Source organism: Thiomonas sp., from assembly GCF_054608695.1.
In genome coordinates, this window is the sequence record NZ_JBTRXV010000006.1 from 56703 (window position 1) to 80416 (window position 23714).

Annotated in this window: 24 protein-coding genes and 1 pseudogene; 14 read left to right on the top strand and 11 right to left on the bottom strand. The window is 67.5% G+C overall.

All coding sequences use genetic code 11. The features are described 5' to 3' along the window. Positions 1-84: 84 nt before the first annotated feature. From ACYCUK_RS04650 to ACYCUK_RS04665, 4 genes are all read left to right on the top strand, one after another. The gene (locus ACYCUK_RS04650; protein WP_461593662.1) at positions 85-1023 is read left to right on the top strand and encodes a carbohydrate kinase family protein; all 939 of its coding nucleotides are present in this window, start codon (positions 85-87) and stop codon (positions 1021-1023) included. Between the two features lie 89 nt (positions 1024-1112). Next, the gene (locus ACYCUK_RS04655) at positions 1113-1289 is read left to right on the top strand and encodes a hypothetical protein (protein WP_461593663.1); all 177 of its coding nucleotides are present in this window, start codon (positions 1113-1115) and stop codon (positions 1287-1289) included. Positions 1290-1393: 104 nt separating this feature from the next. Further along, complete coding sequence (locus ACYCUK_RS04660; protein ID WP_461593664.1) at positions 1394-2635, top strand: MFS transporter; 1242 nt, start codon at positions 1394-1396, stop codon at positions 2633-2635. A 12-nt stretch (positions 2636-2647) separates the two neighbouring features. Then, entirely contained in the window at positions 2648-3817 is a 1170-nt protein-coding gene (locus tag ACYCUK_RS04665) for an NAD(P)/FAD-dependent oxidoreductase (RefSeq protein ID WP_461593665.1), read from the top strand. A 57-nt stretch (positions 3818-3874) separates the two neighbouring features. On the opposite strand, the gene ACYCUK_RS04670 is transcribed toward ACYCUK_RS04665, so the two are convergent. The 8 genes from ACYCUK_RS04670 to ACYCUK_RS04705 all read right to left on the bottom strand — a co-directional run bounded on the left by ACYCUK_RS04670 (position 3875) and on the right by ACYCUK_RS04705 (position 10225). Further along, complete coding sequence (locus tag ACYCUK_RS04670; RefSeq protein ID WP_461593666.1) at positions 3875-4639, bottom strand: ABC transporter ATP-binding protein; 765 nt, start codon at positions 4637-4639, stop codon at positions 3875-3877. Beyond that, the gene (locus ACYCUK_RS04675; protein WP_461593667.1) at positions 4632-5834 is read right to left on the bottom strand and encodes an ABC transporter permease; all 1203 of its coding nucleotides are present in this window, start codon (positions 5832-5834) and stop codon (positions 4632-4634) included. Before ACYCUK_RS04675 ends, ACYCUK_RS04670 begins: the two co-directional genes overlap by 8 nt. A 43-nt stretch (positions 5835-5877) precedes the next feature. Beyond that, on the bottom strand, positions 5878-7098 hold the full coding sequence (locus tag ACYCUK_RS04680; RefSeq protein WP_461593668.1) for an efflux RND transporter periplasmic adaptor subunit: 1221 nt from the start codon (positions 7096-7098) through the stop codon (positions 5878-5880). Positions 7099-7523: 425 nt separating this feature from the next. After that, on the bottom strand, positions 7524-8363 hold the full coding sequence (locus ACYCUK_RS04685) for a class II glutamine amidotransferase (RefSeq protein ID WP_461593669.1): 840 nt from the start codon (positions 8361-8363) through the stop codon (positions 7524-7526). Positions 8364-8419: 56 nt separating this feature from the next. Further along, positions 8420-9196 carry an SIMPL domain-containing protein gene (locus tag ACYCUK_RS04690; protein WP_461593670.1) on the bottom strand — a complete coding sequence of 259 codons (777 nt, stop codon included), beginning with the start codon at positions 9194-9196 and terminating at the stop codon, positions 8420-8422. An 82-nt stretch (positions 9197-9278) separates the two neighbouring features. Beyond that, positions 9279-9428, bottom strand: coding sequence for a hypothetical protein (locus ACYCUK_RS04695; protein WP_461593671.1), 150 nt, complete (start codon positions 9426-9428; stop codon positions 9279-9281). Positions 9429-9506: 78 nt separating this feature from the next. After that, positions 9507-9728 carry a YXWGXW repeat-containing protein gene (locus ACYCUK_RS04700; protein ID WP_461593672.1) on the bottom strand — a complete coding sequence of 74 codons (222 nt, stop codon included), beginning with the start codon at positions 9726-9728 and terminating at the stop codon, positions 9507-9509. Positions 9729-9880: 152 nt separating this feature from the next. Beyond that, the gene (locus ACYCUK_RS04705) at positions 9881-10225 is read right to left on the bottom strand and encodes a hypothetical protein (RefSeq protein ID WP_461593673.1); all 345 of its coding nucleotides are present in this window, start codon (positions 10223-10225) and stop codon (positions 9881-9883) included. 333 nt (positions 10226-10558) lie between these two features. On the opposite strand from ACYCUK_RS04705, the gene ACYCUK_RS04710 reads away from it, so the two are divergent. The 4 genes from ACYCUK_RS04710 (at position 10559) to ACYCUK_RS04725 (ending at position 15253) form a co-directional block, all read left to right on the top strand. After that, positions 10559-12040 carry a Do family serine endopeptidase gene (locus ACYCUK_RS04710; RefSeq protein ID WP_461593674.1) on the top strand — a complete coding sequence of 494 codons (1482 nt, stop codon included), beginning with the start codon at positions 10559-10561 and terminating at the stop codon, positions 12038-12040. A gap of 558 nt (positions 12041-12598) precedes the next feature. Then, entirely contained in the window at positions 12599-12886 is a 288-nt protein-coding gene (locus ACYCUK_RS04715) for a hypothetical protein (RefSeq protein WP_461593675.1), read from the top strand. Between the two features lie 211 nt (positions 12887-13097). After that, positions 13098-14762 carry an energy-dependent translational throttle protein EttA gene (gene ettA / locus ACYCUK_RS04720; protein ID WP_461593676.1) on the top strand — a complete coding sequence of 555 codons (1665 nt, stop codon included), beginning with the start codon at positions 13098-13100 and terminating at the stop codon, positions 14760-14762. Between the two features lie 137 nt (positions 14763-14899). Next, on the top strand, positions 14900-15253 hold the full coding sequence (locus tag ACYCUK_RS04725; protein WP_461593677.1) for a thioredoxin domain-containing protein: 354 nt from the start codon (positions 14900-14902) through the stop codon (positions 15251-15253). Positions 15254-15364: 111 nt separating this feature from the next. Here ACYCUK_RS04725 and ACYCUK_RS04730 read toward each other — a convergent pair whose 3' ends face one another. Together ACYCUK_RS04730 and ACYCUK_RS04735 are read right to left on the bottom strand one after the other, a co-directional pair. Further along, positions 15365-15868: a DUF3617 domain-containing protein gene (locus tag ACYCUK_RS04730; RefSeq protein ID WP_461593678.1), complete on the bottom strand. Its 504-nt coding sequence runs from the start codon at positions 15866-15868 to the stop codon at positions 15365-15367. 108 nt (positions 15869-15976) lie between these two features. After that, positions 15977-16711, bottom strand: coding sequence for a YggS family pyridoxal phosphate-dependent enzyme (locus ACYCUK_RS04735; protein ID WP_461593679.1), 735 nt, complete (start codon positions 16709-16711; stop codon positions 15977-15979). 129 nt (positions 16712-16840) lie between these two features. On the opposite strand from ACYCUK_RS04735, the gene ACYCUK_RS04740 reads away from it, so the two are divergent. The 5 genes from ACYCUK_RS04740 (at position 16841) to ACYCUK_RS04760 (ending at position 21623) form a co-directional block, all read left to right on the top strand. Next, positions 16841-17887, top strand: coding sequence for a type IV pilus twitching motility protein PilT (locus ACYCUK_RS04740; protein ID WP_461593680.1), 1047 nt, complete (start codon positions 16841-16843; stop codon positions 17885-17887). Between the two features lie 90 nt (positions 17888-17977). Beyond that, a complete protein-coding gene (locus tag ACYCUK_RS04745; protein ID WP_461593681.1) occupies positions 17978-18607 on the top strand; it encodes a cyclic nucleotide-binding domain-containing protein in 630 nt (209 codons plus the stop codon). A gap of 55 nt (positions 18608-18662) precedes the next feature. Continuing rightward, entirely contained in the window at positions 18663-19796 is a 1134-nt protein-coding gene (locus tag ACYCUK_RS04750) for a PilT/PilU family type 4a pilus ATPase (protein ID WP_112485439.1), read from the top strand. A 125-nt stretch (positions 19797-19921) separates the two neighbouring features. Then, entirely contained in the window at positions 19922-21052 is a 1131-nt protein-coding gene (locus ACYCUK_RS04755; protein WP_461593682.1) for an ABC transporter substrate-binding protein, read from the top strand. Positions 21053-21083: 31 nt separating this feature from the next. Continuing rightward, positions 21084-21623: a hypothetical protein gene (locus ACYCUK_RS04760; protein WP_461593683.1), complete on the top strand. Its 540-nt coding sequence runs from the start codon at positions 21084-21086 to the stop codon at positions 21621-21623. Between the two features lie 16 nt (positions 21624-21639). On the opposite strand, the gene ACYCUK_RS04765 is transcribed toward ACYCUK_RS04760, so the two are convergent. Further along, positions 21640-22872 carry a nucleoside recognition domain-containing protein gene (locus ACYCUK_RS04765; RefSeq protein WP_461593684.1) on the bottom strand — a complete coding sequence of 411 codons (1233 nt, stop codon included), beginning with the start codon at positions 22870-22872 and terminating at the stop codon, positions 21640-21642. Between the two features lie 144 nt (positions 22873-23016). Between ACYCUK_RS04765 and ACYCUK_RS04770 the strand changes: the two are divergent. Further along, a pseudogene (locus ACYCUK_RS04770) lies at positions 23017-23704 on the top strand (alpha/beta fold hydrolase). Positions 23705-23714 lie beyond the last annotated feature (10 nt).

The following is a 23714-nucleotide window of genomic DNA, read 5'->3' on the forward strand; positions in this document are numbered from 1 at the left end:
CCAGGCCACGGGCACGCGCGAGCGTGCACCGCGGCACTGCCGCTAAAGTGCTGGCTTTCCAGCTCGCCCAGCCCGCTTCTCGCCATGTCCAGCCTCATCTGCGGTTCGCTCGCCTTCGACACCATCACGGATTTTCCCGGCCGCTTTGCCGAGCACATCCTGCCCGACAAGGTGCATATGCTCAACGTCGCGTTCCTCGTGCCAACCTTGCGGCGCGAGTTCGGCGGCTGCGCCGGCAACATCGCCTACGGCATGAAGCAGCTGGGCGGCGAGCCCGTCATCCTGGCCGCTTTGGGCGAAGACGGGGTGGACTACGAGGTGCGGCTCGACCGCCTGGGCATCTCGCGCGGGCATGTGCGTGTGGTGGCCGGCAGCCACACGGCGCAGGCCCACATCATCACCGACCGCGACAACAACCAGATCACCGCCTTCCACCCCGGCGCGATGAGCCAGGCGCATGAACAGGCGGTCCCTGCCGACGCCAGCCTGCGCCTGGGCATCATCGCTCCCGATGGCCGCCAGGCCATGCTCGACCACGCCGCGCAAATGGCCGCCGCCGGCCTGCCCTTCGTCTTCGACCCCGGCCAGGGCCTGCCCATGTTCGACGGCGCCGAGCTGCGCGCCTTCATCGCCCAGGCCGCCTGGGTGGCGGTGAACGACTACGAAGCCGCCATGCTGGTCGAGCGCACGGGCTTGAGCCTGCACGACATGGCCAGCCGCGTGCGCGGCCTGGTGGTCACCAAGGGCGCCGAGGGCTGCGAGGTGTTCGAGGACGGCGCCTGCGTGCATGTCCCGGGCCTGGAGGCCAGCGCCGTGGTCGACCCCACCGGCTGCGGCGACGCCTTTCGCAGCGGGCTGCTGTGGGCGCTGGAGCAGGGCTGGAGCCTGGCCGACGCCTGCAAGCTGGGCAATGTGATGGGGGCGAGCAAGATTGCCTGCGCCGGGCCGCAAAACTACACCATCCCGCGTGACGCGGCGCTCGAACGCCTGCGCCTGGGCTATGGCGCCATCCATGCGGGCTGAGGTGGGTGACTGAACGGCAAAGCGTTTCAGGTGTGACGAGGCTTGTCCCTGCCTTGACCCCATGATGAACCGCAACTAGGGCCAGCGTCATGGGTAACAAGCTCCTCATTCTCGTCCTCGCCATCCTCCCCGTCGGGCTCATCGGCCTGGGCATTTTCATCGGCTACAGCCAGGTCTTCGGCATGGCCGCACCTGCGCGTGGCCATGTTCAGACCAGCGCACAAGCCAAGGCGCAAACGACTGGCGCGAAGCCTGCCGCAGGCTGAACCCGGGTGGCGCCCGGCGTTTTGAGACCCAGCAAAAAAGCACGTCCCGGCGTACAGTTTCGCTCTGCGCCGCAATCGCTGGCGCCTTGCCAACCATTCCCGTCATGTCCACTCCATCCTCCGCGCTGGCGCCAACGGCCAGTGCCTCCGAGGGCACGCGCTACTCCGTGCTCGGCGCCATCAGCTTCTCGCATTTGCTCAACGACATGATGCAGTCGCTGATGCTGGCCATCTACCCGCTGTTCAAGGCCGGCCTGCATCTGAACTTCGCCCAGATCGGGCTCATCACCCTCACCTACCAGATCACCGCGTCCATCCTGCAGCCGCTGGTGGGGCTGTACACCGACCGCAAGCCGCATCCCTATTCCCTGTCCATCGGCATGGGCTTCACTTTCGTCGGCCTGCTGTTGCTGTCGCGCGCCGACAGTTTTCCGCATGTGCTGATGGCGGCGGCCTGCGTCGGCATGGGCTCGTCCATCTTCCACCCGGAATCGTCGCGCGTGGCGCGCATGGCCTCGGGCGGCCAGCATGGGCTGGCGCAGTCCATCTTTCAGGTTGGCGGCAACGCCGGCACCGCCATCGGGCCGCTGCTGGCGGCAGCTTTCATCATGCCATACGGGCAAGGCAGCATCGCCTGGTTTTCGGCCGCCGCGCTGCTGGCGATGGTCGTGCTGGCCTTCGTCGGCCGCTGGTCGGCGCACCAGATGCGCCCGGGCAAGCGCAAGCCCGCCGCCAGCCAGGCGCAAGCGCATCCGCCAGGGCTGGTGCGCAAAACCATGGCGGTGCTCATGGCGCTGGTGTTCTCCAAGTTTTTCTACCTGGCGTCGATCAACACCTACCTCATCTTCTACCTGCAGCACCGCTTCGGCATCAGCGTGCAAGACGGTCAGCTGCACCTGTTCATCTTCCTCGCCGCGGTGGCCGCGGGCACCCTGCTGGGCGGCCCGATCGGCGACCGCATCGGCCGCAAGCGCGTGATCTGGGCGTCCATCCTCGGCGTGGCGCCCTTCACCCTGGCGCTGCCCTATGCCAGCCTGGAAGTCTCGGCCTTCCTCACGGCCATCATCGGCTTCGTGCTGGCCTCGGCCTTCCCGGCCATGGTGGTGTACGCGCAGGAGCTGATGCCGGGCAAGGTCGGCGCGGTGTCGGGCCTGTTCTTCGGCCTGGCCTTCGGCCTGGGCGGCATTGGCGCGGCGGCGCTTGGCCAGCTGGCCGATGTGATCGGCATCGTCGGCGTCTACAAGGTGTGCGCCTTCCTGCCGCTGATCGGCCTGCTCGCCACCTTCCTGCCGGATTTGCAAGCACCGCCAGCCAAGCCGAAACCCGCGGCGCCAGCGGCCGCCTGAGGGCACGGCGGCATGGAGCGCGCAACCCGCGTGCTGGTGGTGGGCGGCGGCATGACCGGCGCCTCGCTGGCCAGCATGCTGGCCGTGCAGCCGGGCTTGACGGTCACGCTGCTGGAGCGCGAAGCGCAATGCGGCATGCACGCCACCGGCCGCTCGGCCGCGCTGTACATGCCGTCCTACGGGCCACCGGGCATCCGCGCCCTCACTCTGGGCAGTGGCGCGTTCTACACCAGCCCGCCCACGGGTTTTGCCGAGCATCCACTGCTCACGCCGCGAGGCGCCTTGCATGTGGCCTGGACGCACGACGACATCAGCCTGACGGCCGCGACAAACCGGCTGGATGCCCTGGAGCGCGACACGCATGCCAGCGGCGTGGACGTGCAGCGCCTGTCGCCCGCGCAATGCCTGCAGCGCTGCCCGGTGCTGCGCCCCGATGGGCTGGCGGGCGGCGTGTTCGAGCCGCAGGCGCTGGACATGGATGTGGACGCCATCCTGCAGGGCTTCCTGCGCAGCGCGCGGCACGCGGGCGCCAGGATCCACACCAACGCCGAAGTGCTCGCGCTCAGCCGCGCCGACGACGCCTGGCAGGTTCGCAGCAGCGCCGGCCTGTTCTCCGCTGACATCGTGGTGAACGCCGCCGGCGCCTGGGCCGACGTGGTCGGGCAGCTTGCCGGCGCGCAGCCCATCGGCCTGCAGCCCCGGCGCCGCAGCGCGTTCATCTTCGATCCGCCCGCGGGCCTGGACTGCCACGCCTGGCCGATGGTGATCGACGCCTTCGAGCGCTTTTACTTCAAGCCCGACGCCGGCGCCCTGCTCGGTTCGCCGGCCAACGCCGACCCCATGCCGCCGCAGGACGTGCAGCCGGAGGAGCTGGACATCGCCACGGGCATCTGGGCCATCGAACAAGCCACCCTGCTGTCCATCCGTCGCCCGCGCAGCGCCTGGGCGGGGCTGCGCAGCTTCGTTGCCGATGGCGAGCCGGTCTGCGGCCACGACCCGGATGTGCCCGGCCTGTTCTGGCTCGCGGGCCAGGGCGGCTACGGCATTCAGACCGCCCCTGCGCTGGCGCGCGCGGCGGCGGCCTTGCTGCGCCGCGCAGATCTGCCTGCGGATTTGCAGGCGCTGGGCTTGCGCGCCGCCATGCTCGATCCGCAACGGCTGCGCGGCAGCGCCACGGCCTGAGCCGCGGCCCCAGCCGGGGCGCTGGCTCGCGTCTGTGGTTCGAGTGCCGGCCGAACTTCAGTTCGGCGCGGGTTGCACCGCGAGTTCCGGCGCCACCGGCTGATCGCTCACGATCATGCCGTCCACCAGGTTGAGGATGCGGTCGCAGCGCTGCGCCAGGCGCGGGTCGTGGGTGACGACGAGCACGGCGCAGCCGAACTCGCGGCTGAAGCGGCGCAGCAACGCGAACACATCGTCGGCACTGTGGGTGTCGAGGTTGCCAGTGGGCTCGTCCGCCAGCACCAGCGGCGGGCGCGTGAGCAAGGCGCGGGCAATGGCCACGCGCTGCTGCTGCCCACCCGACAGCTCGTTCGGCCGCTTGCGCGCATGCGCCGCCAGGCCCACGGCGTCGAGCAGCGCCAGGCCTTGCGCTTCCAGTTCGCGGCTGCGGCGCGCGCCCTGCACCAGTGCCGGCATGAGCACGTTGTCCAACACCGGAAAGGCCTGGATCAAATGGTGAAACTGGAACACGAAGCCAATCGCGCGGCCGCGCAGCGCGGTGCGCTCGGCGTCCTCCAGCATGCGGGTGGGCGTGCCCTGCAGGAACAGTTCGCCGCCGGTGGGGGCGTCGAGCAGGCCGATGAGATTGAGCAGGGTGGTCTTGCCCGAGCCCGAAGGCCCGACCAGGGCGGCAAACTCGCCACGCTGCAGCGTGAAGCCGACGCCATGCAGGACCTCGATTTCCAGCGGCGTGCCCACCTGGTAGGACTTGCGCAGCCCCTCCAAGCGCAACACCGGGATGGCGCCGCTGGGCGCCAGGCTGCTTGGCGCGGGTTCAGACATAGCGGATCGCCACCACGGGATCGAGCCCGGCTGCGCGCATCGCCGGCAAGGCCGCTGCGGCGATGCCGGCGAGCGTGGCCACGACCACGGCCTCGATCACCAACGAGAAGGCCACGGGCACATAGAACAAGGCCGGACCGTAGGTGTTGAAGACCCACACCATGCCGGCACCCGCCGCGGCGCCCAGCACCGAGCCGGCGAAGCCGACCGCAGCGCCTTCGTACAGGAACACGGCCAGGATGCGCTGGCGCGTGGCGCCCATGGCGCGCAGGATGCCGATTTCACGCGTGCGCTGCACCACGCTCACCGCCAGCACGCTGGCGATACCGAAGGCCACCGAGAGCGCGACGAAAAAACGGATCAACGCGCTGGAGAGCGACTGCGACTTCAACGCATTGAGCAACTGGCCGTTGGTCGTCATCCAGCTCTCCGACTTCAGCCCGGTGAGACGGTTGATGCGCGCGGCGATGGCCTCGGCGCGGAAGATGTCGCGCACGGTGAGGTCGATCTCGGTGACGCCGCCGGGCAGGCCCAGCAGCGCCTGCGCCGGCTTGAGCCCCATGTAGACGTAGCGCTGGTCGAGGTCGCGCACGCCGAGCGAGAACACCCCGGCGACGTCGAACACCTGCGAGCCCCCGGATGCGCCCTGCACCCGCAGCTTGTCGCCCACGCGCAGGCCGAGGTCCTGCGCCAGCCGGTTGCCGATGAGAATCTGGCTGGCGCCGACGTTGAAGCGCCCCTGCACCATGTCCTGGTTCACCGGAATGACCTGCACATAGCGCTGCGGCACGATGCCGATGACGGCCACCGCACGCACCGCGGCGCCGCGCTGGGCGAACGCCGGACCGGTGACCACCGGCGAGGCCGCAGTCACGCCGTCGAGCTGCTGCAGCACGTCGAGCACGCCCGGCCAGTTGTTGATCGAGCGCAGGCGCTGGGGGCGGGCATCGGTGCTGCGCAAATCGACCGTGCCGGGCGGCACCGCCTGGGCCAGCGGCAGCAGGTCCGGGCTGCTGACGACGATATGCGCCTGTGTGCCGAGGGTGCGCTGCACGATATTGCCCTGCAGCCCGTCCACCAGCGCGGTGATGAACACGATGACCGCCGCCCCCACCGCCACGCCGACGATGATGAGCAGGGTCTGCGCCCGCCCGTCGCGCAGGAAGTTGTAGGCGATGCGCCAGGACAGTCCCATCGGCTGCGTGCTCTGCTGGCTCTGCGTGGGCTTGGCCGGGCGCTCAGCGCGGCGCGCCGGCCACTTCGCTGCGGCCGCCGGCGGAACTGCCGCCACCGGCGGCCGGCACGCCCTGCAAGGCCGCGCGCACACGCTGGCCGGGCTGCACCTTGGGGTCGTCGATCACCACCTCGCCTGCGCTCAGGCCCGAGCGCACCTCGCTCGCCACCAGGCCCTGCAGGCCGAGCGTCACGTTCTGCGCCCGCGCATGGCCCGCGCGCAGCACCAGCACCTGGGCGTGCTCGCCCCGCTGGGCACGCAGCGCGTCGTTCGGCACCACCAGCGCATCGGCGCGCTGGCCGGTGGTGATGTCGCACGAAGTGGTCATGTCCTGCCGCAGCCAGACGGGCGGCTGCGCCACGGTGAGGCGCAGTTCGATGGTGCCGCTGGTGGTGTCCACCGCCGGGGCGATGAAGCTGAGCCGCGCGGCGAAACTGCGATTCGGGTAAGCGTCGGTGAGGCATTGCGCGGCCTGGCCGAGCGCCAGATGTTCGAGGTTCTGCTCATCCACCGGCAACGACACTTGCGTGCTGCCGGCGCGCGCCACGGTGAACAACACCTGGCCGGGCGTGATGGTATCGCCCGCCTCCACACTGCGGGTGAGCACCTCGCCGGCCACCTCGGCGCGGATGAAGCTGCGCGCCTGCACCGCCTCGGCGGCGGCGAGTGCAGCGTGCAGTTGCGATTCGGCTGCGCCGCCGGGGCGCACCGCGTCCCAACCAGCGCGGGCGCTGCGCACCTGGGCCGCGGCAGCGGCCTGCGTCTGCTCGGCCTGCTCCAACGCCTGCTGCGACAAGGCGCCCTGCTGCACCTGAACGCGGGCACGCGCTTCCTCGCTGCGCGCCAGCTTCAGCGCCGACTCGGCATTCACCAGGGCGGCTTGCGCCTGCGGCCGGGTTTGCGTGAGCAGTTGCTGCAGCGCCGCCTGGGCCTGCGCGCGCTGCGCGCGGGACTGATCGCTGCGCAATTCCAGCAGCACCTGGCCGGGCTGGACGATGTCGCCACGATCGACCAGGCGCTTGATCACCACGCCGGTGATTTCGCTGGCGATGTTGATGCGTGAGGGGGTGATGATGCGTCCGGTGGCCACCACGTCCTGCAGCAGCGGCCGGCGCTCGACGCGGTAAGCCGCCACCAGCGGCCCGCGCCACCAGTCGAGCAACCAGATGCCCGCCAGTACCAGCGCGATGACGGCGAGAACGAACCAGACGAGGCGACGGGCCATGGACAAGCGAGAAGCGGAATGTGCGGGGGAGCTGTAACCCGACTGGGTCACGGGACGTGGCATTGTCCGACATGCCCGATCCAATTGACTTGCGTACGGTCAAGCCTGGTGCTGGGGCCGGTTCACGGCAGGGGAGGCGTCAAACCGGCCGAAGCGCGCCGGGTCGGCAAGGTCGTCAACTCAGCAACCTCATGAGAAAACGCCGGGCCGCCAGCCGCCTGAGTCGGCTGGCCTTCGTGCCGTCCAAGCCTGCACTGGCAGGCTCGGAGCCGCGGTACTCAGCCCCAAGTTTTCTCATCCTCCTCGGGAAGCCTGACGCGAAGCGGCAGGTCTGGGGGCTCTCTCAAGAAAACGCCGGGCCGCTCCCAAGTTTCCTTGCCCCCTCGGGGGGCCTGACGCAAAGCGGCAGGTCTGGGGGCGCTCCCTCAGACCGGCGCCTCACCCGTGCTGGCGATGACCTCGCCGGCGCGCAGGGCCACCACCCGGCCTTCGGCCAGAGGCTGCCAATGGCCCACGCCCAACGGCACGCTGGCCAGCATCGCCAAGGCGTGAACTTCGTGGTGACGGGTGCGCACTTGCAAGCCACGGGCCTCATGCAGTTGCACACCCGCCGCACGGCGACGCAGCAGATGCAAGCCCGGCGGACGGATGCTGCCATCGGCCTGATGGCGGCGGTGAGAGTGGGCGAACAGCACGTCGCCGTCGCTGTAGAGAAAATTGGCCGGGCCGATGGGGCGCAGCCGCGCGGCGAATGCCGTCACCACGTCCAGCCGAGCCGCCACGCCGGGCACGCCGTCCGCTGCGCGCCACAGCGGCGCGAGCTGGCGCAGCAGCTGGCAGAACACATGCTCGGAATCGGTCTGGCCGATCGGTTGCCAACAAGCTTGCAAGCCACCCGACTCGAGCGGCCAGCGCGACTGGATGTCGGGCAGATCGCCGTTGTGCGCGAACACATGCCGATGACCGGCCAGCTCGCGCGAGAACGGCTGGGTGTTGGCCAGTGCCACCGGCCCGCGCGAGGCGCGGCGCACATGGGCGAGCACCAGGGTGCTGTGGAAATCGTGGTCTTCCAGCACGCGCGCGAAGGCGCTTCGCACCGCAGGCAGCGGCTCGCGCAGCACATGCGCCTCGGGGCCGTCGAAATACGCCGCGCCCCAGCCGTCGGGATTGCCGCCCCGCACCGGGGCACCATGGGTGGCGAACTCGGCGAAGCGCAGGCGCACGCGAGCCGGGTGGGCGCTGCTGACGGCGAACAACTCGCACATGATGGAGACCTATCCTGCGCAGTGTGTGGGGAGGCCGGCGCCGTCCATGCACGGCCTCAGCGCTGCAACTGCACCGAACCGGACACGGTCACGCCCAGGGCCTGCACCCCGGCCTCGATCGGAACCGCCTGCTCGCCCATGGGCACCGCGGCCATGGCGCGGAACATGGGCCTCGGCGCCGGCGAGGCGCCCTGCAGGCTGCCGATGTTCACCTCGCGCAGCGTATAGCCGGCGTAGCCGAAATCATGCGCCGCGGCCTGTGCCTGGGTGCGGTATTGGGCGATGGCCATTTGAGTGAGCTTGGTCAATTCGTGCGCCTGCAGTTCGGGCGAGATTTCGGTGCCGGTGCTTTCCACCTGCAGGCTCTGCGCAAGCTGCCCGGCAAGGCGGCCGACGGCGGCGAAATCCACCGACTTGAGAATGATCTGGGCACGCACGCTCCAGCCGTCCTGCTGGCTCTGGCCGGCCACCGCCTTGTAGCGTGGCTGGGTCTGGAAGCTGCCGGTCTGCACCTGCACGCCGGGCGTGGCGCGCGCCGCTTTCACCGCGCTGTCGAGCAGCTTGGCGACTTCGGCATTGAGGGTGGCGACATCGCTGCCCTGGCGCACGGCGGCGAGCACGGCCACGGCGCGGTCGGGCGTGACGTCGGCATGCGCTGTGGCTTCGAGTTGCACCACACCGGCAGGCTGGGCGCCGCAGGTGGCCAACGGCGTCTGCGCCAGCGCGAGTGGCGCTGCCGCCAGGCAAGCCGCGCACAACGCCACGGCGGGAAAATGTCGCCGCAGACCCGGCAGACGCCGAGCCAGGCTTGGAGCGAATGAGCGTGAATTCATGCAGGGCCTCGTCGCGCAATGCGGTTGGAACAGCGCCAACATAACCCACGACGCCGGCCACGAGCAAATGGCATTGCGCTGATCAACGCCGTTCGTCGTCATCACCCCAACGGTGATACCAGCCGCCTTGAATCATGCCATAAGGCTGGATGTAGACGCCGGCGCGGGGCGGCACGACGATGCAGCCCGAGAGACTGGCCGCAAGCAGCGCGGCGAGCAGGATGAGGCGCATGAAGGCTCCTTCGGCAGGCCGCGTGCGGCCCGCATGATGGTTGGTTGATTGGATGGCGCATGGCTGTTGCCGCCGGCTTCAGCGGCACAGGCCCCAATGCCCCGGATGCCAGCCCCACGGGCCCCACCAGCCAGGGTGCCAGCAGCCATGCGGGGCCGGGCGCACCACCACGGCGACGGGCGGCCCGGGAGGCGCCAGCGGCGCCACATAACAGCCGCTCAACGCCGCAGCGGCCGTGAGCCCCAGCAAACCCAGGCGCAGGCGCCGTGCCCAGGCGCGCGAAGCCGGCGCGGGGCTCATGCTGGGCTCCCCTCGCGCTGCGCGCGTCCCCTCCGAGAGGGGTTCGCCCCGCTTCGGGCGGCCGGGCGCGGGGCTCATGCTGGGCTCCCCTCGCGCTGCGCGCGTCCCCTCCGAGAGGGGTTCGCCCCGCTTCGGGCGGCCGGGCGCGGGGCTCATGGCCCGATCTTCCGGCTGATGGCGTTTTGCTGCTGGTTCAGACCCGCTTGTTGCACCCTGGTGATGTAGCCGCCATTGGTCTGCGCCATCGCGCGCTGCTCCAAGTGGGTTTGCCGCACCTGGGCATGCAGGTCATGGGCCTGCGCCGCGGTCAGTTCGCCTTCGCGGCGTTCGTGCACGATGCGGCGATTGAGGTGCTGGGTGCGGTCGAGGACTTGGTCGCGCCGCGGATGCACGTGCTCCCAGTGGGTTTCCGCCTGTGCCGATGTGGCAACGAGCAGGGTGCCCAGAGCGAATGCGCCGAGCAAGGTTTTGTGCAGCGAGGTGATTCTGGTGTTCATGGTCTGAGTTCCGGTTGTGAGCGCCCCAGTTGTCCGCAAGCGGACTCCCCCCCCAGAAGGGGATGAGAAAACTCGGGGCGGCCCTGCGTTTTCACATGAGATAGAAACGAACGATGCTGCATGCAGTGCCGGCGATAACGGAGTCGCCGTCCGCGATGGCGACAGTGCTGAACGCGCAAATGTCAGCAAATGTGTCGCAACCCAAGCGGCGCTTCCTGCTCCTGCGCCCACCCATCACTACCCATCACTACTTAAGACAGACCTAAGTTCATGCATGGATCATTCACCTCAGCGCAATTTCGATTCCATCGGATTTCTTCACGGAGGTGCATCATGAAATCCAGAAAACTGTGGGCAGCCCTGGCTGCCGCCGGCATCATCGGGGGCAGCGGTTTCATGGCCTACCAGGTGAGCTATGCCGGCATTCCAGCCCATGTGGAACTCAACAACAAGACGGTGCCCCTGTTCAACAACCCGCCGGGCGCGCCGATGCAGACCGCTGCCGTGGGCGGGCCGAACTTCGCCGCCATCGTCAAGCAATTCGGCGCCACGGTGGTGCACATCAATGTGCGCGGCGAAACCAAGAGCACCGACGCACCCGACATGTCGCAGGTGCCGCCGCAACTGCGCAACTCGCCCTTTTTCCAGTTCTTCCAGCAGTTCCAGAACCAGCAGCCGCGCGAGGTGCCGACCGAAGGCTTGGGCTCGGGCTTCATCATCAGCTCCGACGGGCTCATCCTCACCAATGCCCACGTCGTGAAAGGCGCCAAGTCGGTGATGGTCACGCTCACCGACCACCGCAGCTACAAGGCCAAGGTGTTGGGCTATGACACCAAGACCGACATCGCCGTGGTGAAGATTCCCGCCACCAATCTGCCCACGATCCGCGTGGGCAACCCGGCCAACCTGGAACCCGGTGACTGGGTGCTGGCCATCGGCTCGCCCTACGGCTTCTACAACACCGTGACCTCGGGCATCGTCAGCGCCAAGAGCCGCTCGCTGCCCGACGACGACATGGTGCCCTTCATTCAAACCGACGTGGCCGTGAACCCCGGCAACTCCGGCGGCCCGCTGTTCAACACCAAGGGCGAGGTGGTCGGCATCAACTCGCAGATCTTCACCCAGACCGGCGCGTTCGAGGGCCTGTCCTTCGCCATCCCGATCAACGTGGCCGTGACGGTGGCCAAGGAGATCATCCAGAGCGGCCATGTGGAACACGCCAAGCTCGGCATCGCGGTGCAAACCGTGTCGCAGCAACTGGCCAACTCCTTCGGCCTGCAAACGCCACGCGGCGCGCTGGTGGCCAATGTGGCCAAGGGCAGCCCGGCGGCCAAGGCCGGCCTGAAGGCGGGCGACATCATCCTGAGCGTCAACAGCGAACCGGTGAACGACTCGGCTGATCTGCCGATGATGATCGGTCTGATGCGGCCGGGCCAGCCCGTCAAGCTCGGCGTCTGGAGCAACCATCGCGAATCCACCATCACCGCCACCCTGGGCAGCTTCAGCGGCAACACCCTGGTGGCCGATGCCGGCGGCAGCACCGAAGGCGGCCATGGCCTCGGCCTGGAAGTGCGGCCGCTCAAGCCGACCGAAGAGCAGCAGGCCGATGTGCACCACGGCCTGCTGGTGGAGAACGTCACGGGCCCGGCCGAACAAGCTGGCGTGCAATCCGGCGACATCCTGCTGGCCGTGGACGGCAAGCCGGTGGACAGCATCGACCAGGTTCGCACCATCCTGAAGAAAGCCGGCAAAACCGTGGCGCTCCTCATCCAGCGTGGCAACAACCGCATCTTCGTCCCGGTGGAAATGGGCTAAAAGCGGACCAGACGCAGTGCCTGCGCACTGCGGCGCGCCGCACGAACGGTCTGGGGCTTGCAAGCCCGCTGCCTCCGGCCAACGACCAGCGTGCGCGCGCAGCTCAGGGCCTCGGCGCCTGCAAGCGCCGAGCCTCCGCGCACAAACCCCATCTGGCCGCAGCTTTCACTCCCTGAGCTGCGACCATTTGGCGGCGGTAACGGGCCGCCGCCTTCACCCGCCCCGGGGCTCACGCTCCGGGGTGTTCCTCAAGCAAGCGAGCAGCACTTCCAGCGGGCCTCGGTCCGCTTCTTTTTTCGTGCTCGACCTTGCGATGTCGGCGCGCCGTTGCGCTTATGGCGATGCTGAATAGGTTCCCGTGATGCAGCGCGCCTTGCATCGGGATGGGATGCAAGGCGCAAACCACAGCCATAGCCCAAGCTATGGCGCGGATTTGCAACGCCGCAGACCGCCCGAGGCGGGGATGCGATGCACACGAGGGACTTGTTCAGTGTTGCCTTATGCTTGTTCTGGCGGAAATCATCCCGGAAGCAAGCACCACGAACCAGGAGAATCCAGATGCAATCTCGATCGAAAAAAACGTATGCAGCCCAGCTTTGCGCCAGCCTCATTGCGCTTGTGGCGCTGGGCAATTTGCCAGCCCAGGCGAGCGACAGCAGCCTGACGCAAGGGGCGAAAAAAGTGGGCACGACCGTCGGCACGGTTGTGCGTGACGTTGGCAAGGAAGGCAAGAAAGTGGGGCTGGCGGTGGGCCATGAAGCCAAGCACGTCGGCCTGGCCGTGGGCCATGCGGCGGAGGCTGGCGGTGTGGCGGCCTGGCATGCGGTGAAGGGCCAAAAGCAGTGAGGCAAACGTCCGGCGCCGGGGGGGGCTGAGGGCACTGGCTGACGAGCCAGCGGATTGGGCTGCCGATTCAACAGGCAGATTGGCAGCGCGTGATACCGAAGGCTGATTGCGAGCGGTCCGGATGCCGCCCTCGCCCAGTCCGCTAAGCTGAATGCCGATGCCGCAGCCCATTCGGGCCCCGGCTGCAAGACAACCCCAGACCGCGAAAACCATGGCGCAATATGTGTTCACGATGAACCGCGTCGGCAAGATCGTTCCGCCGAAGCGACACATTCTCAAAGACATTTCCCTGAGCTTTTTCCCCGGCGCCAAGATTGGCGTGCTGGGGGTGAATGGCTCGGGCAAGTCCACCGTGCTGAAGATCATGGCCGGGGTGGACAAGGACATCGAAGGCGAGGCCGTCGCCATGCCCGGCATTCGCATGGGCTATCTGCCGCAGGAGCCGCAACTCGACCCCGACCAGACCGTGCGCGAAGCGGTGGAGGCCGGGCTGGGCGGCGTGCTGGCGGCCAAGAAGCGGCTGGACGAGGTCTACGCCGCTTACGCCGAGCCGGATGCCGACTTCGACAAGCTGGCCGAGGAGCAGGCCCAGCTGGAGGCCATCATCGCCACCGGCGAGGGCAGCAACACCGACCTGCAACTGGAAATTGCCGCCGACGCACTGCGCCTGCCGCCCTGGGACGCGCGCGTGGGCGACTTGTCCGGCGGCGAAAAGCGCCGCGTGGCGTTGTGCCGGCTGCTGCTGTCCAAGCCCGACATGCTGCTGCTCGACGAGCCCACCAACCACCTCGACGCCGAGAGCGTGGACTGGCTGGAGCAGTTCCTGCACCGCTTCCCCGGCACCGTGGTGGCCGTGACCCACGACCGCTACTTCCTCGACAACGCCGCGGAGTGGATCCTGGAACTCGACCGCGGCCACGGCATTCCATGGAAGGGCAACTACAGCACCTGGCTGGAGCAGAAGGAGGCGCGGCTGGAGCAGGAGTCGCGCGCGGTGGACGCGCACATGAGGGCCATGAAGCAGGAGTTGGAGTGGGTGCGGCAGAACCCCAAGGGGCGCCAGGCCAAGAGCAAGGCGCGCATGGCGCGCTTCGAGGAACTGTCGAGCCAGGAATACCAGAAGCGCAACGAGACCAACGAGATTTTCATTCCCTTCGCCGAGCGCCTGGGCAACCAGGTGGTGGAGTTCCACGAGGTGAGCAAGAGCTACGGCGACCGGCTGCTGATCGACAAGCTCAGCTTCTCGGTGCCGCCGGGCGCCATCGTCGGCGTCATCGGGCCGAACGGCGCGGGCAAGTCCACGCTGTTTCGCATGCTCAGCGGGCGCGAGCAGCCGGACTCGGGCACGGTCGTCATCGGCCCCACGGTGCGCCAGGCCTATGTCGACCAGAGCCGCGACGCGCTGCCCGACGACAAGACCGTGTGGGAAGCCGTGAGCGGCGGGCACGACATCATCACCGTGGGCAAGTTCGAGATGGCCAGCCGCGCCTATCTGGGCCGCTTCAACTTCAAGGGCGGCGACCAGCAAAAGCTGGTGGGACAGCTCTCCGGCGGCGAGCGCGGACGCCTGCACCTGGCCAAGACCCTGCTGTCGGGCGGCAATATGCTGCTGCTCGACGAGCCGAGCAACGACCTCGACGTGGAAACCCTGCGCGCGCTGGAAGACGCGCTGCTGGAGTTCGCCGGCAGCATCATGGTCATCAGCCACGACCGCTGGTTCCTCGACCGCATCGCCACCCACATCCTTGCGGCCGAGGGCGATTCGCAATGGAATTTCTTCTCCGGCAACTACCAGGAATACGAGGCCGACAAGAAGAAGCGCCTGGGCGAGGAAGGCGCCCGCCCGCACCGGCTGCGCTTCAAACCGCTGCGCTGAGCGCCGCGCGCGAAGGGCCATGGCGCATACTTGCGCCATGCCTCCCGAGGCCATTATTTTTTCCGCGCGAAGGGCCTCGGTGCATACTTGCGCCGAGCCTCCAGCCCACCACTTGTCCGTCTGCACCCGGGGCACCCATGGAATCCTTGATCGTCGCCTGTCTATGCGCGCAGTGGTGCGGGGTATGCCGGGAATGGCGGCCGGGCTTCGAGGCCCTGGCCACGCGCTATCCGCAAGCGCGCTTCGTCTGGATCGACGTGGAGGACGCAGCCGAGGCCCTGGGCGATGGCGAAGTGGACAACTTTCCGGTGCTGGCCGTGCAGCGCGGCGACCTGCTGCTGTATTGCGATGTCCTGCCCCAGCAGCCTGGAACCTGGGCGCGGCTGATCGACACGCTGGCGGCGCTCGACGCCGCGGACGCTGCGCAAACCGCAACGCGCCTGCGCCAACTGGGCGGACTCGACATCGACCTGCGCAGGTTCTTGCGCTGAACGCGCTGAATGGGCTCGGGGCGCTGCGTGCGCCGGGCATGGGAACGGCCGGCGCGCATGGCGCGACTTACGGCACGGGCTGCAGCGGCGGCACGCTGCCACAGTCGCTGCTCACCCAATGCGCCTCGGAGGTGCGGAGACAGTGCCTTGCGGGGTGACGGCGGTGAACTGGGTCTTGTACGCCGTCGGACTGGCGAGCGCGACGCGACCCTTGCCGCTGGAGGTGGGTTGGGTGCAGGCGTAGCTGAAATCCCAGTTGCCCTGCGTGGGCTGGCTCCAGTGCACCTTGCATTGCCCGCCCAGGTACAGCGGCGGGCGCTTGGCCGCGACGAACCCGGGGCTCAGGCACAGACGCAGGGTCTGGTTGCCCAGGTCCATCGCCATGCCGCGCGCCTTCATCTGCGCCTCGATTTCGGCCTTGATCGCCGGGGAGGCGTTTTGCATCATGTGCGACAAATCGACCGGCGGAGCGCCGTTGGTCGAGCTTTGCACGCTGTAGTCCCACAGTCCGGGCTTGAGGCTGAACGCTTGGGCATGGGACGACCCCAGGGCGGCAACGATCAGGGGAAGACCCGCGACCCGGCGCCGGGACGGGGTTTGGAAGCGACGTGACATGGCAGGATCCTGCAAGTTCTCGGGCCGTTCAGCGTAGACCACGATGCTGGGGTGCATGGTTTCGAGTTGTGAACTTCTTGAGCCGCGCCGCTGGGGCGGGTCGCGGGTTCAGACCTGCTGCGCCGCTTGCCGCGCAACGCGCGCCCCGAACAAGGCCGTGCCCACGCGCACCAGGGTTGCGCCTTCGAGCACGGCGGCTTCGAGGTCGGCACTCATGCCCATGGAGAGCGTGTCGAGTGCGAGACCTTGCCGGTTGAGTTCAGCCAGCAGCCGTCGCAACTGGGCGAAAGGCGCACGTTGCGCCTGCAGCCCCTCGACTGGGGCCGGAATGCACATCAACCCGCGCAGGCGCAAATGCGGCAAGATCGCCACGGCATGGGCCAGTTCGGCCACGGCTTCGGGCGCAACGCCGCTCTTGCTGCCCTCGCCGCTGATGTTCACCTGGAGGCACAACTGCAGCGGCGAAAGCGGGCTGCCGTTGCGCGCGGCCGGGCGCTGGGCCGACAGGCGCTGGGCGATGTGCAGGCGGTCCACGGCGTGCACCCAGTCGAACTGCGCCGCCACCTCGCGCGTCTTGTTGCTCTGCAGCGGCCCGATGAAATGCCAGCCGAGTTGCGGATGGGTGGCGCGCAGGGCCGCCATCTTGCCCAGGCCTTCCTGCACATAGTTCTCGCCAAAGTCGGCCTGGCCGCAGGTGGCAAGCTCGGCAACGGCTTCGGCCGGAAAGGTTTTGGACACGGCCAGCAAGCGCACCGAGGACGGATCGCGCCCGGCCTGCGTGGCGGCGGCGGCGATGCGCTCGCGCACTTGGCGCAGGCGTGCGGCAGGGCTGGAAGGCGTCATGGGATTGAAGTGCAGGCAAAAGCCGCGTTCCGCGGAAACAACAGCCCCCGGCCGCATGGGCTGGTTTCGGCCGTGCGGCGCCGGACTGACCCTTACTATAAGAGCCTTGCCAAATTAGGGGGGATTGCAGTGGACATCACGCAATTGCTGGCGTTCAGTGTGAAAAACAATGCGTCGGACCTGCATCTGTCGGCTGGCCTGCCGCCGATGATCCGGGTGCATGGCGACGTGCGCCGCATCAATGTCGAGCCGCTGGATCACAAGTCCGTGCATGCCATGGTGTACGACATCATGAGCGATGTGCAGCGCAAGCATTTCGAGGAGTACTTCGAGGTCGACTTCTCCTTCGAGATTCCCGGCCTGGCGCGCTTTCGCGTCAACGCCTTCAACCAGAACCGTGGCGCCGGCGCGGTGTTCCGCACCATTCCGAGCAAAATCCTCACGCTGGATGACCTGAACGCGCCCAAGATTTTCGGCGAACTGGCGCTCAAGCCCCGCGGCCTGGTGCTGGTGACCGGGCCCACCGGCTCGGGCAAGTCCACCACGCTGGCCGCCATGGTCAACCACCTGAACGAAAACGAGTACGGCCACATCCTCACCATCGAGGACCCGATCGAGTTCGTGCACGAGTCGAAAAAATCGCTGATCAACCAGCGTGAAGTCGGCCCCCACACGCTGAGCTTCTCCAACGCGCTGCGCGCGGCGCTGCGCGAAGACCCGGACTCCATCCTGGTGGGCGAAATGCGCGACCTGGAAACCATCCGCCTGGCCCTCACCGCCTCCGAGACCGGGCACCTGGTGTTCGGCACGCTGCACACCTCGTCGGCACCGAAAACCATCGACCGCATCATCGACGTCTTCCCCTCGGCCGAGAAAGACATGGTGCGCGCCATGCTGTCGGAGGCGCTGGTGGCCGTCATCTCGCAGACCCTGTGCAAGGTCAAGGACGGTGCCGGCCGCGTCGCCGCGCACGAGATCATGCTGGGCACCCCGGCCATTCGCAACCTGATCCGCGAGAACAAGGTGGCGCAGATGTATTCCATGATCCAGACCAGCCAGGCCCACGGCATGCAGACCCTGGACCAATGCCTGACCGATCTGGTGCGCCGCAATGCCATCTCCGCCAGCGAGGCGCGCTCCAAGGCCAAAATACCCGAAAATTTCCCGGGTGCCTGAGCCCATGCACGCCGAGCAGCCCTTGCTGCGCCTCCGACAACACCCGAGCAGCCCCATCGAGCCCGAACTGCTCGTTTGCACCCAACCATCATGAAAAAAGTCTTCGAGATGCTGCGCCGGGGCAAACCCGTGGCGGAAAGCCGGGACGACGGCCCGGAATCCCAGTTTTTCACCACCGGCTTCCAGGACGTGGACGACGCCACCGTGCCCATCGTCCATTGGGCCGAGCGCGCCAAGGCCATCGGGGCGCGCAAGCTCGCAAGACCGGCACCGGCCAAGCGCCTGAAGGAATTGTGGAGCCGCGATCGCTTCATGGCGGGGCTTTCCCCCGACGACCTGGAGAAATGCGCACGGCATTTCGAGTTCTACGCCGCCGATGCGAACAAGGACCTCATCGCCCAGAACGAATATGGCGGCTTCATGCTGGTGGTGCTGCACGGCGTGGTGGCCGTCGACCGGCAGCAGCCCTGGGGTGAGCGCCTGCGACTCACGGAAGTGCGCGCCGGCAATGTGCTGGGTGAGATGTCGCTGCTCGACGCCGGGCCGCGCTGGTCCTACTGCACCTCGCTCAACCCCTGCGAGATCGCCGTGCTCGAAGCCGGGGCGCTTGATAGCATGATCGAGCAAGATCCGGGTTCGGCCGCACGCCTCATCGGCTCGCTGGCACGCCGCCTTTCGTTGCGCCTGCGCAAGCTGGGCGCTCCGGCGCAACCGGCATGAAGTCGGCTCTGCCGTGCGCCCTGCCCCGATCCACACCTGACCACGGAGACGCCTGATGGAACGCGACCAAGCCTCCAAATTCGTCCACGACCTGTTGCGCCTGATGGTCAGCCGCGGCGGTTCCGACCTGTTCCTCACGGCCGACTTCCCCCCCGCCATCAAGGTGGACGGGCAAGTCAGCAAGATGTCGGCGCAGCCGCTCACCGCCCAGCACACCCAGGCACTGGCGCGCGCCATCATGAACGATCGGCAGTCCTCGGATTTCGAGAAGAACAAGGAATGCAACTTCGCCATCGCCCCATCGGGCATCGGCCGCTTTCGCTGCAACGCCTTCATGCAGCAGGGCAATATCGGCCTGGTGCTGCGGCTCATTCCGCAAACCGTGCCGACCATCGACAGCATGGGCCTGCCCAAGGTGCTGGAAGAACTGGCGATGGCCAAGCGCGGACTCATCATCTTCGTCGGCGCCACCGGCAGCGGCAAGAGCACATCCCTGGCCGCCATGCTCGACTGGCGCAACGAGTACTCCTACGGCCACATCGTCACGGTTGAAGACCCGATCGAGTTCGTCCACGCGCACAAGAACTGCATCATCACCCAGCGCGAAGTCGGCATCGACACCGACAGTTGGGAAGCCGCGCTGAAGAACAGCATGCGCCAGGCGCCGGACGTCATCCTGATGGGCGAAATCCGCGACCGGGAAACCATGGACCATGCCGTGGCATTCGCCGAAACCGGCCACCTCGTGCTGGCCACGCTGCACGCCAACAACGCCAACCAGGCGCTCGACCGTATCGTCAACTTCTTTCCCGAGGAGCGTCGCAGCCAGCTGCTGATGGACTTGTCGCTCAACCTCAAAGCGCTGATATCACAACGCCTGCTGCCCAGGCAGGACGGGCGCGGGCGGGTTGCCGCGGTGGAAATCATGATCAACTCACCGCTCATTGCCGACCACATCTTCAAGGGCGAGGTGGGCGAAATCAAGGACGTGATGAAGCGCTCACGCGAGCTGGGCATGCAGACTTTCGACCAGGCCTTGTTCGACCTGTTCGAAGCCAACCAGATCAGCTACGAAGACGCCCTGCGCAACGCCGATTCGGTCAACGATCTGCGCCTGCGCATCAAGCTCGACGGCAAGCGCGGCCAGCAAGACCCGTCCAGCGGCACTGAACACCTGGCCATCGTTTGAAGCCGCTTCCACATGGCCTGCAAAGACCCATGTTCCGGCCTGTTGCCCAACAAGCCCATGCTGGCCGAAATCCTGTTTTCCAAGTAACCCCCTTCCCCGGCTTATTCATCTGATTCGAGGTCTTCATGAAATTCTTCTGGGCGTTGCTGCTCTCTCTGGGTTTGTCCGTTTCAGCGCTGGCGGCCGACCCCGGCGTGACGGAATCGCAAATCCTCATCGGCCAATCGGCACCCTTCACCGGCCCCGCGGCCCAGCTCGGCATCCGCCTGCGCCTGGGCATCGAGGCCTATCTGAAGGCCGTCAACGCCGAAGGCGGGGTGGATGGGCGCAGCATCAAACTCGTCAGCCTGGATGACGGCTACGAGCCCGCACGCACCGTGGCCAACACCAAGCAGCTCATCAACGACGACAAGGTCTTCGCCCTGCTCGGCTACGTCGGCACGCCCACCACGCTGGCCGCCAAGCCGCTCATCGACGAGGCGAAAATTCCGCTCGTTGGGCCATTCACGGGTGCCGTGGCCTTGCGTGAGCCGGTGGACCGCTACATCTTCAACATCCGTGCCAGCTACAACGACGAAACCCGCCGGATGGTCGATAACTTTCTGTTCCTCGGGCTGAAGAAGGTCGCCGTGTTCTACCAGGACGACGCCTTCGGCAAGGCCGGCTTGTCGGGCGTGGTCAAGGCCCTGGCAGCGCATGGCCTCAAGCCCGTGGCCACCGGCACGGTTCAGCGCAACACGGTGGATGTGGCTGCGGCGCTGAAATCCATCCTGCCGGCCAAGCCCGATCTCATCGTCGAGGTCGGCACCTACACCGAGGCCGCGGCCTTCATCAAGGCTGCACGCGCCCAGGGCTACGCCGGCCAGTTCGCCAACGTCAGCTTCGTCGGCTCGGAGGCCCTGGCGAAAGCCCTTGGAAAAGAAGGCGACGGCGTCATGATCACCCAGGTGGTGCCCTTCCCCTACTCGGGCGCGATCGCCATCGTGCGCGAGTACCAGGCGCGCATGGCGGCCAGCGGCCACAAGGACGACTACGACTTCACCAGCCTGGAAGGCTATATCGACGCCAAAGTCCTGGTTCAAGGTTTGCGCAAGGCTGGCAAGACGCCCACGCGCACCGGCCTGATCGATGCACTCAACGCCATGAATGCGGACGACCTCGGCGGTTTCATGGTGCGCTTCTCGCCGACCGACCATTCCGGCTCCAGCCTGGTCGACGTCACCAGCATCACCAAAGACGGGAAATTCCGGCATTGAGTGGCGCGGTTTCAGGCCTGAATCACGCACCATGCAAACCCCGCTCATCTACGCCAAAACCGCAGCCGGCCAGGATGAAATCCGCAGCCGCAGCGACCACCTCACGCGCCCCATGCGCAATCTGCTGCTGTGCGTCGACGGTAAACGTGCTCTGGCGGAATTGGAAGCTCTGGTCCAGGCCAGTGGCGCGCCCAGCGATAGCCTGCAGCAGCTCCTGCAGCTTGGGTTGATCGTCGCCACGACTCCCCTTCCCCCCGCCGTGCCGCCTGTGCCAGGGGTTGAGGCTGCGGCGGATAGGGCGCGCGATATGGCCGGGCCCGACACCCTGGAGCCGCTGGACGCTGTGTTCGGGTCAGCCGCCGCGCCCACTGGGGACTATGCCGAGCTCTACGCCCGCATGAATGCGCTGGTGAGCGAACACCTCAGCCTGCTCAAGGCTTATGGCCTGCAGCTCAAGATCGAACAATGCAACTCGGTCGAGCAGCTGCGCAGCTTGATTCCCGACCTGGAAGCAGCCTTGGACAAGGCGGTCGGACGCGAGCGCGCCCGGGCGTATCTCGCCGGGCTGTAGCGTCTGTTCCGGGCGATCAGCGCCCGCCGAAAAACCAGCTGCAAACCAGAATGGAGGCGATGATGCCGGCCAGGTCTGCCGCCAGCGCGCAGCCCACGGTATGGCGCACGCGCTTGATGCCGACCGCGCCGAAGTACACCGCCACCACATAGAACGTGGTTTCGGTGCTGCCTTGCATCGTCGCCGCGGTGAGCGCCGGAAAGCTGTCCACGCCGTAGTGCTGCATGGTCTCGATCAGCATGGCGCGCGCGGCGCTGCCGGAGAAAGGCTTGACCAGCGCGGTGGGCAGGGCGGCGACGAAATCGGTGTTCATGCCGAGGCCGTGCACGACCCAGCGAATACCCTCCAACGCATAGCCCAACGCGCCGGAAGCGCGCAGCACGCCGACCGCGCACAGCATCGCCACCAGATACGGCAGCAGATCGCGCGCCACGCCGAAGCCGTCTTTCGCGCCTTCGATGAAGGCCTCGTACACCGGCACGCGCTTGATCGCTCCTGCCAGCAAGAACGCCACGACCACGCCGAACAGCGCGAGGTTGCCAACCAGGGACGAGACGCTGGCCAGCGCCGCCGCGCTCAATGTCGCCAGCCCGGCCAGCAGCGCACCCAGCAGCAGTGCGCCGCTGCCGAGATAGGCCAGCGCCACCGGGTCCCAGAGCTTGAGGCGCTGCATCCACGCCACACTGAGCAGACCCACCAAGGTCGAGGCGCTGGTGGCAATCAAGATGGGCAGAAACACCAGCGTCGGGTCGGGCGCGCCCTGCTGCGCGCGGTACATGAAGATGCTCACCGGCAGCAGCGTGAGTGACGAGGCGTTGAGCACCAGGAACAGGATCTGCGCATTGCTGGCGGTGTCGCTGCTGGGGTTCAGGGTTTGCAGCTCGCGCATCGCGCGCAGGCCGATGGGCGTGGCGGCGTTGTCCAGCCCCAGCACATTGGCGGCGAAGTTGAGCGTGATCAGGCCGATGGCCGGATGGCCTTCCGGCACCTCCGGCATCAGCCGCTTGAACAAGGGACCGAGCGCGCGCGCCAGCAAGTCCACCAGTCCGGCGCGTTCGGCAATGCGCAGCAAGCCCAGCCACAGCGTGAGCGTGCCGAACAGCAGCACCATGACCTCGACCGAGAGTTTGGCCATGGCGAACAGGCTGTCGACGATGGCGCCGAACACGGCGGCGTCGCCCAGCGACCAGCGCGCCAGCGCGGCCACAGCGGCGGTGAGGAAGAATCCGAGCCAAAGACGATTCAGCATGGGCAGCGTGGACGATGATCAGCAGCGTCGATCGGCGGCGTCGATGGACGGTCGAGCAGATGGCGCCGATGGTAGAGGCTGGGCCTGTGGGCGGAACTGCCGCGACAATGCAGTGTCGCCACCTCGCGCCACCCGACCCATTCCATGCACCAGGCCGATTCGCCCCTCGCGACCGAGTTCATCACCCGGCAAGCGCTGCCGGAGTCGCCATGCATCGAGTTCCGCCGGGTTCGCACCCAGCGTGCTGCCGACACCACCGAGACGCCCTGCATCGTCTTCCTGCACGAGGGGCTGGGCTCGGTCGCCGCCTGGCGCGACTTCCCCGACCAGCTCTGCGCTGCCAGCGGCCTGGACGGCCTGGTGTACTCGCGTCCCGGCTATGGCCGCTCCACCCCGCGCGCACCCGGCGAGCATTGGGATGCACGCTATCTCCACCGGCAGGCGCTGGAGGTCTTGCCAGCCCTGCTCGCGGCCCTCGGCATCCACCGGCCCTGGCTGTTCGGCCACAGCGGCGCCACCATCGCCCTGCTCCACGCCGCGGCTTTTCCCGAAGCCGTGGCTGGCTGCGGGGTTTCGCCACTGGACGATCGAGGCTGACATCGCCACCCTGCGCTGCCCGCTGCTCGTCGTGCAGGGCGAGGACGATGCCTACGGCACGCTGGAACAGGTCGACCGCATCGCTCGCATCCTGCCCCACACGCGCACCCTGGTGCTGCCCAACTGTGGCCATGTGCCGCAGCGCGACGCGCCGGAAGAGGTCATTCGCGCCACGCCGAATGTCGTCGCAACGCATACGGGCCGGATCCCAGCGACATCCAGCCCGCAGGGCTGAGCGCCGCAGC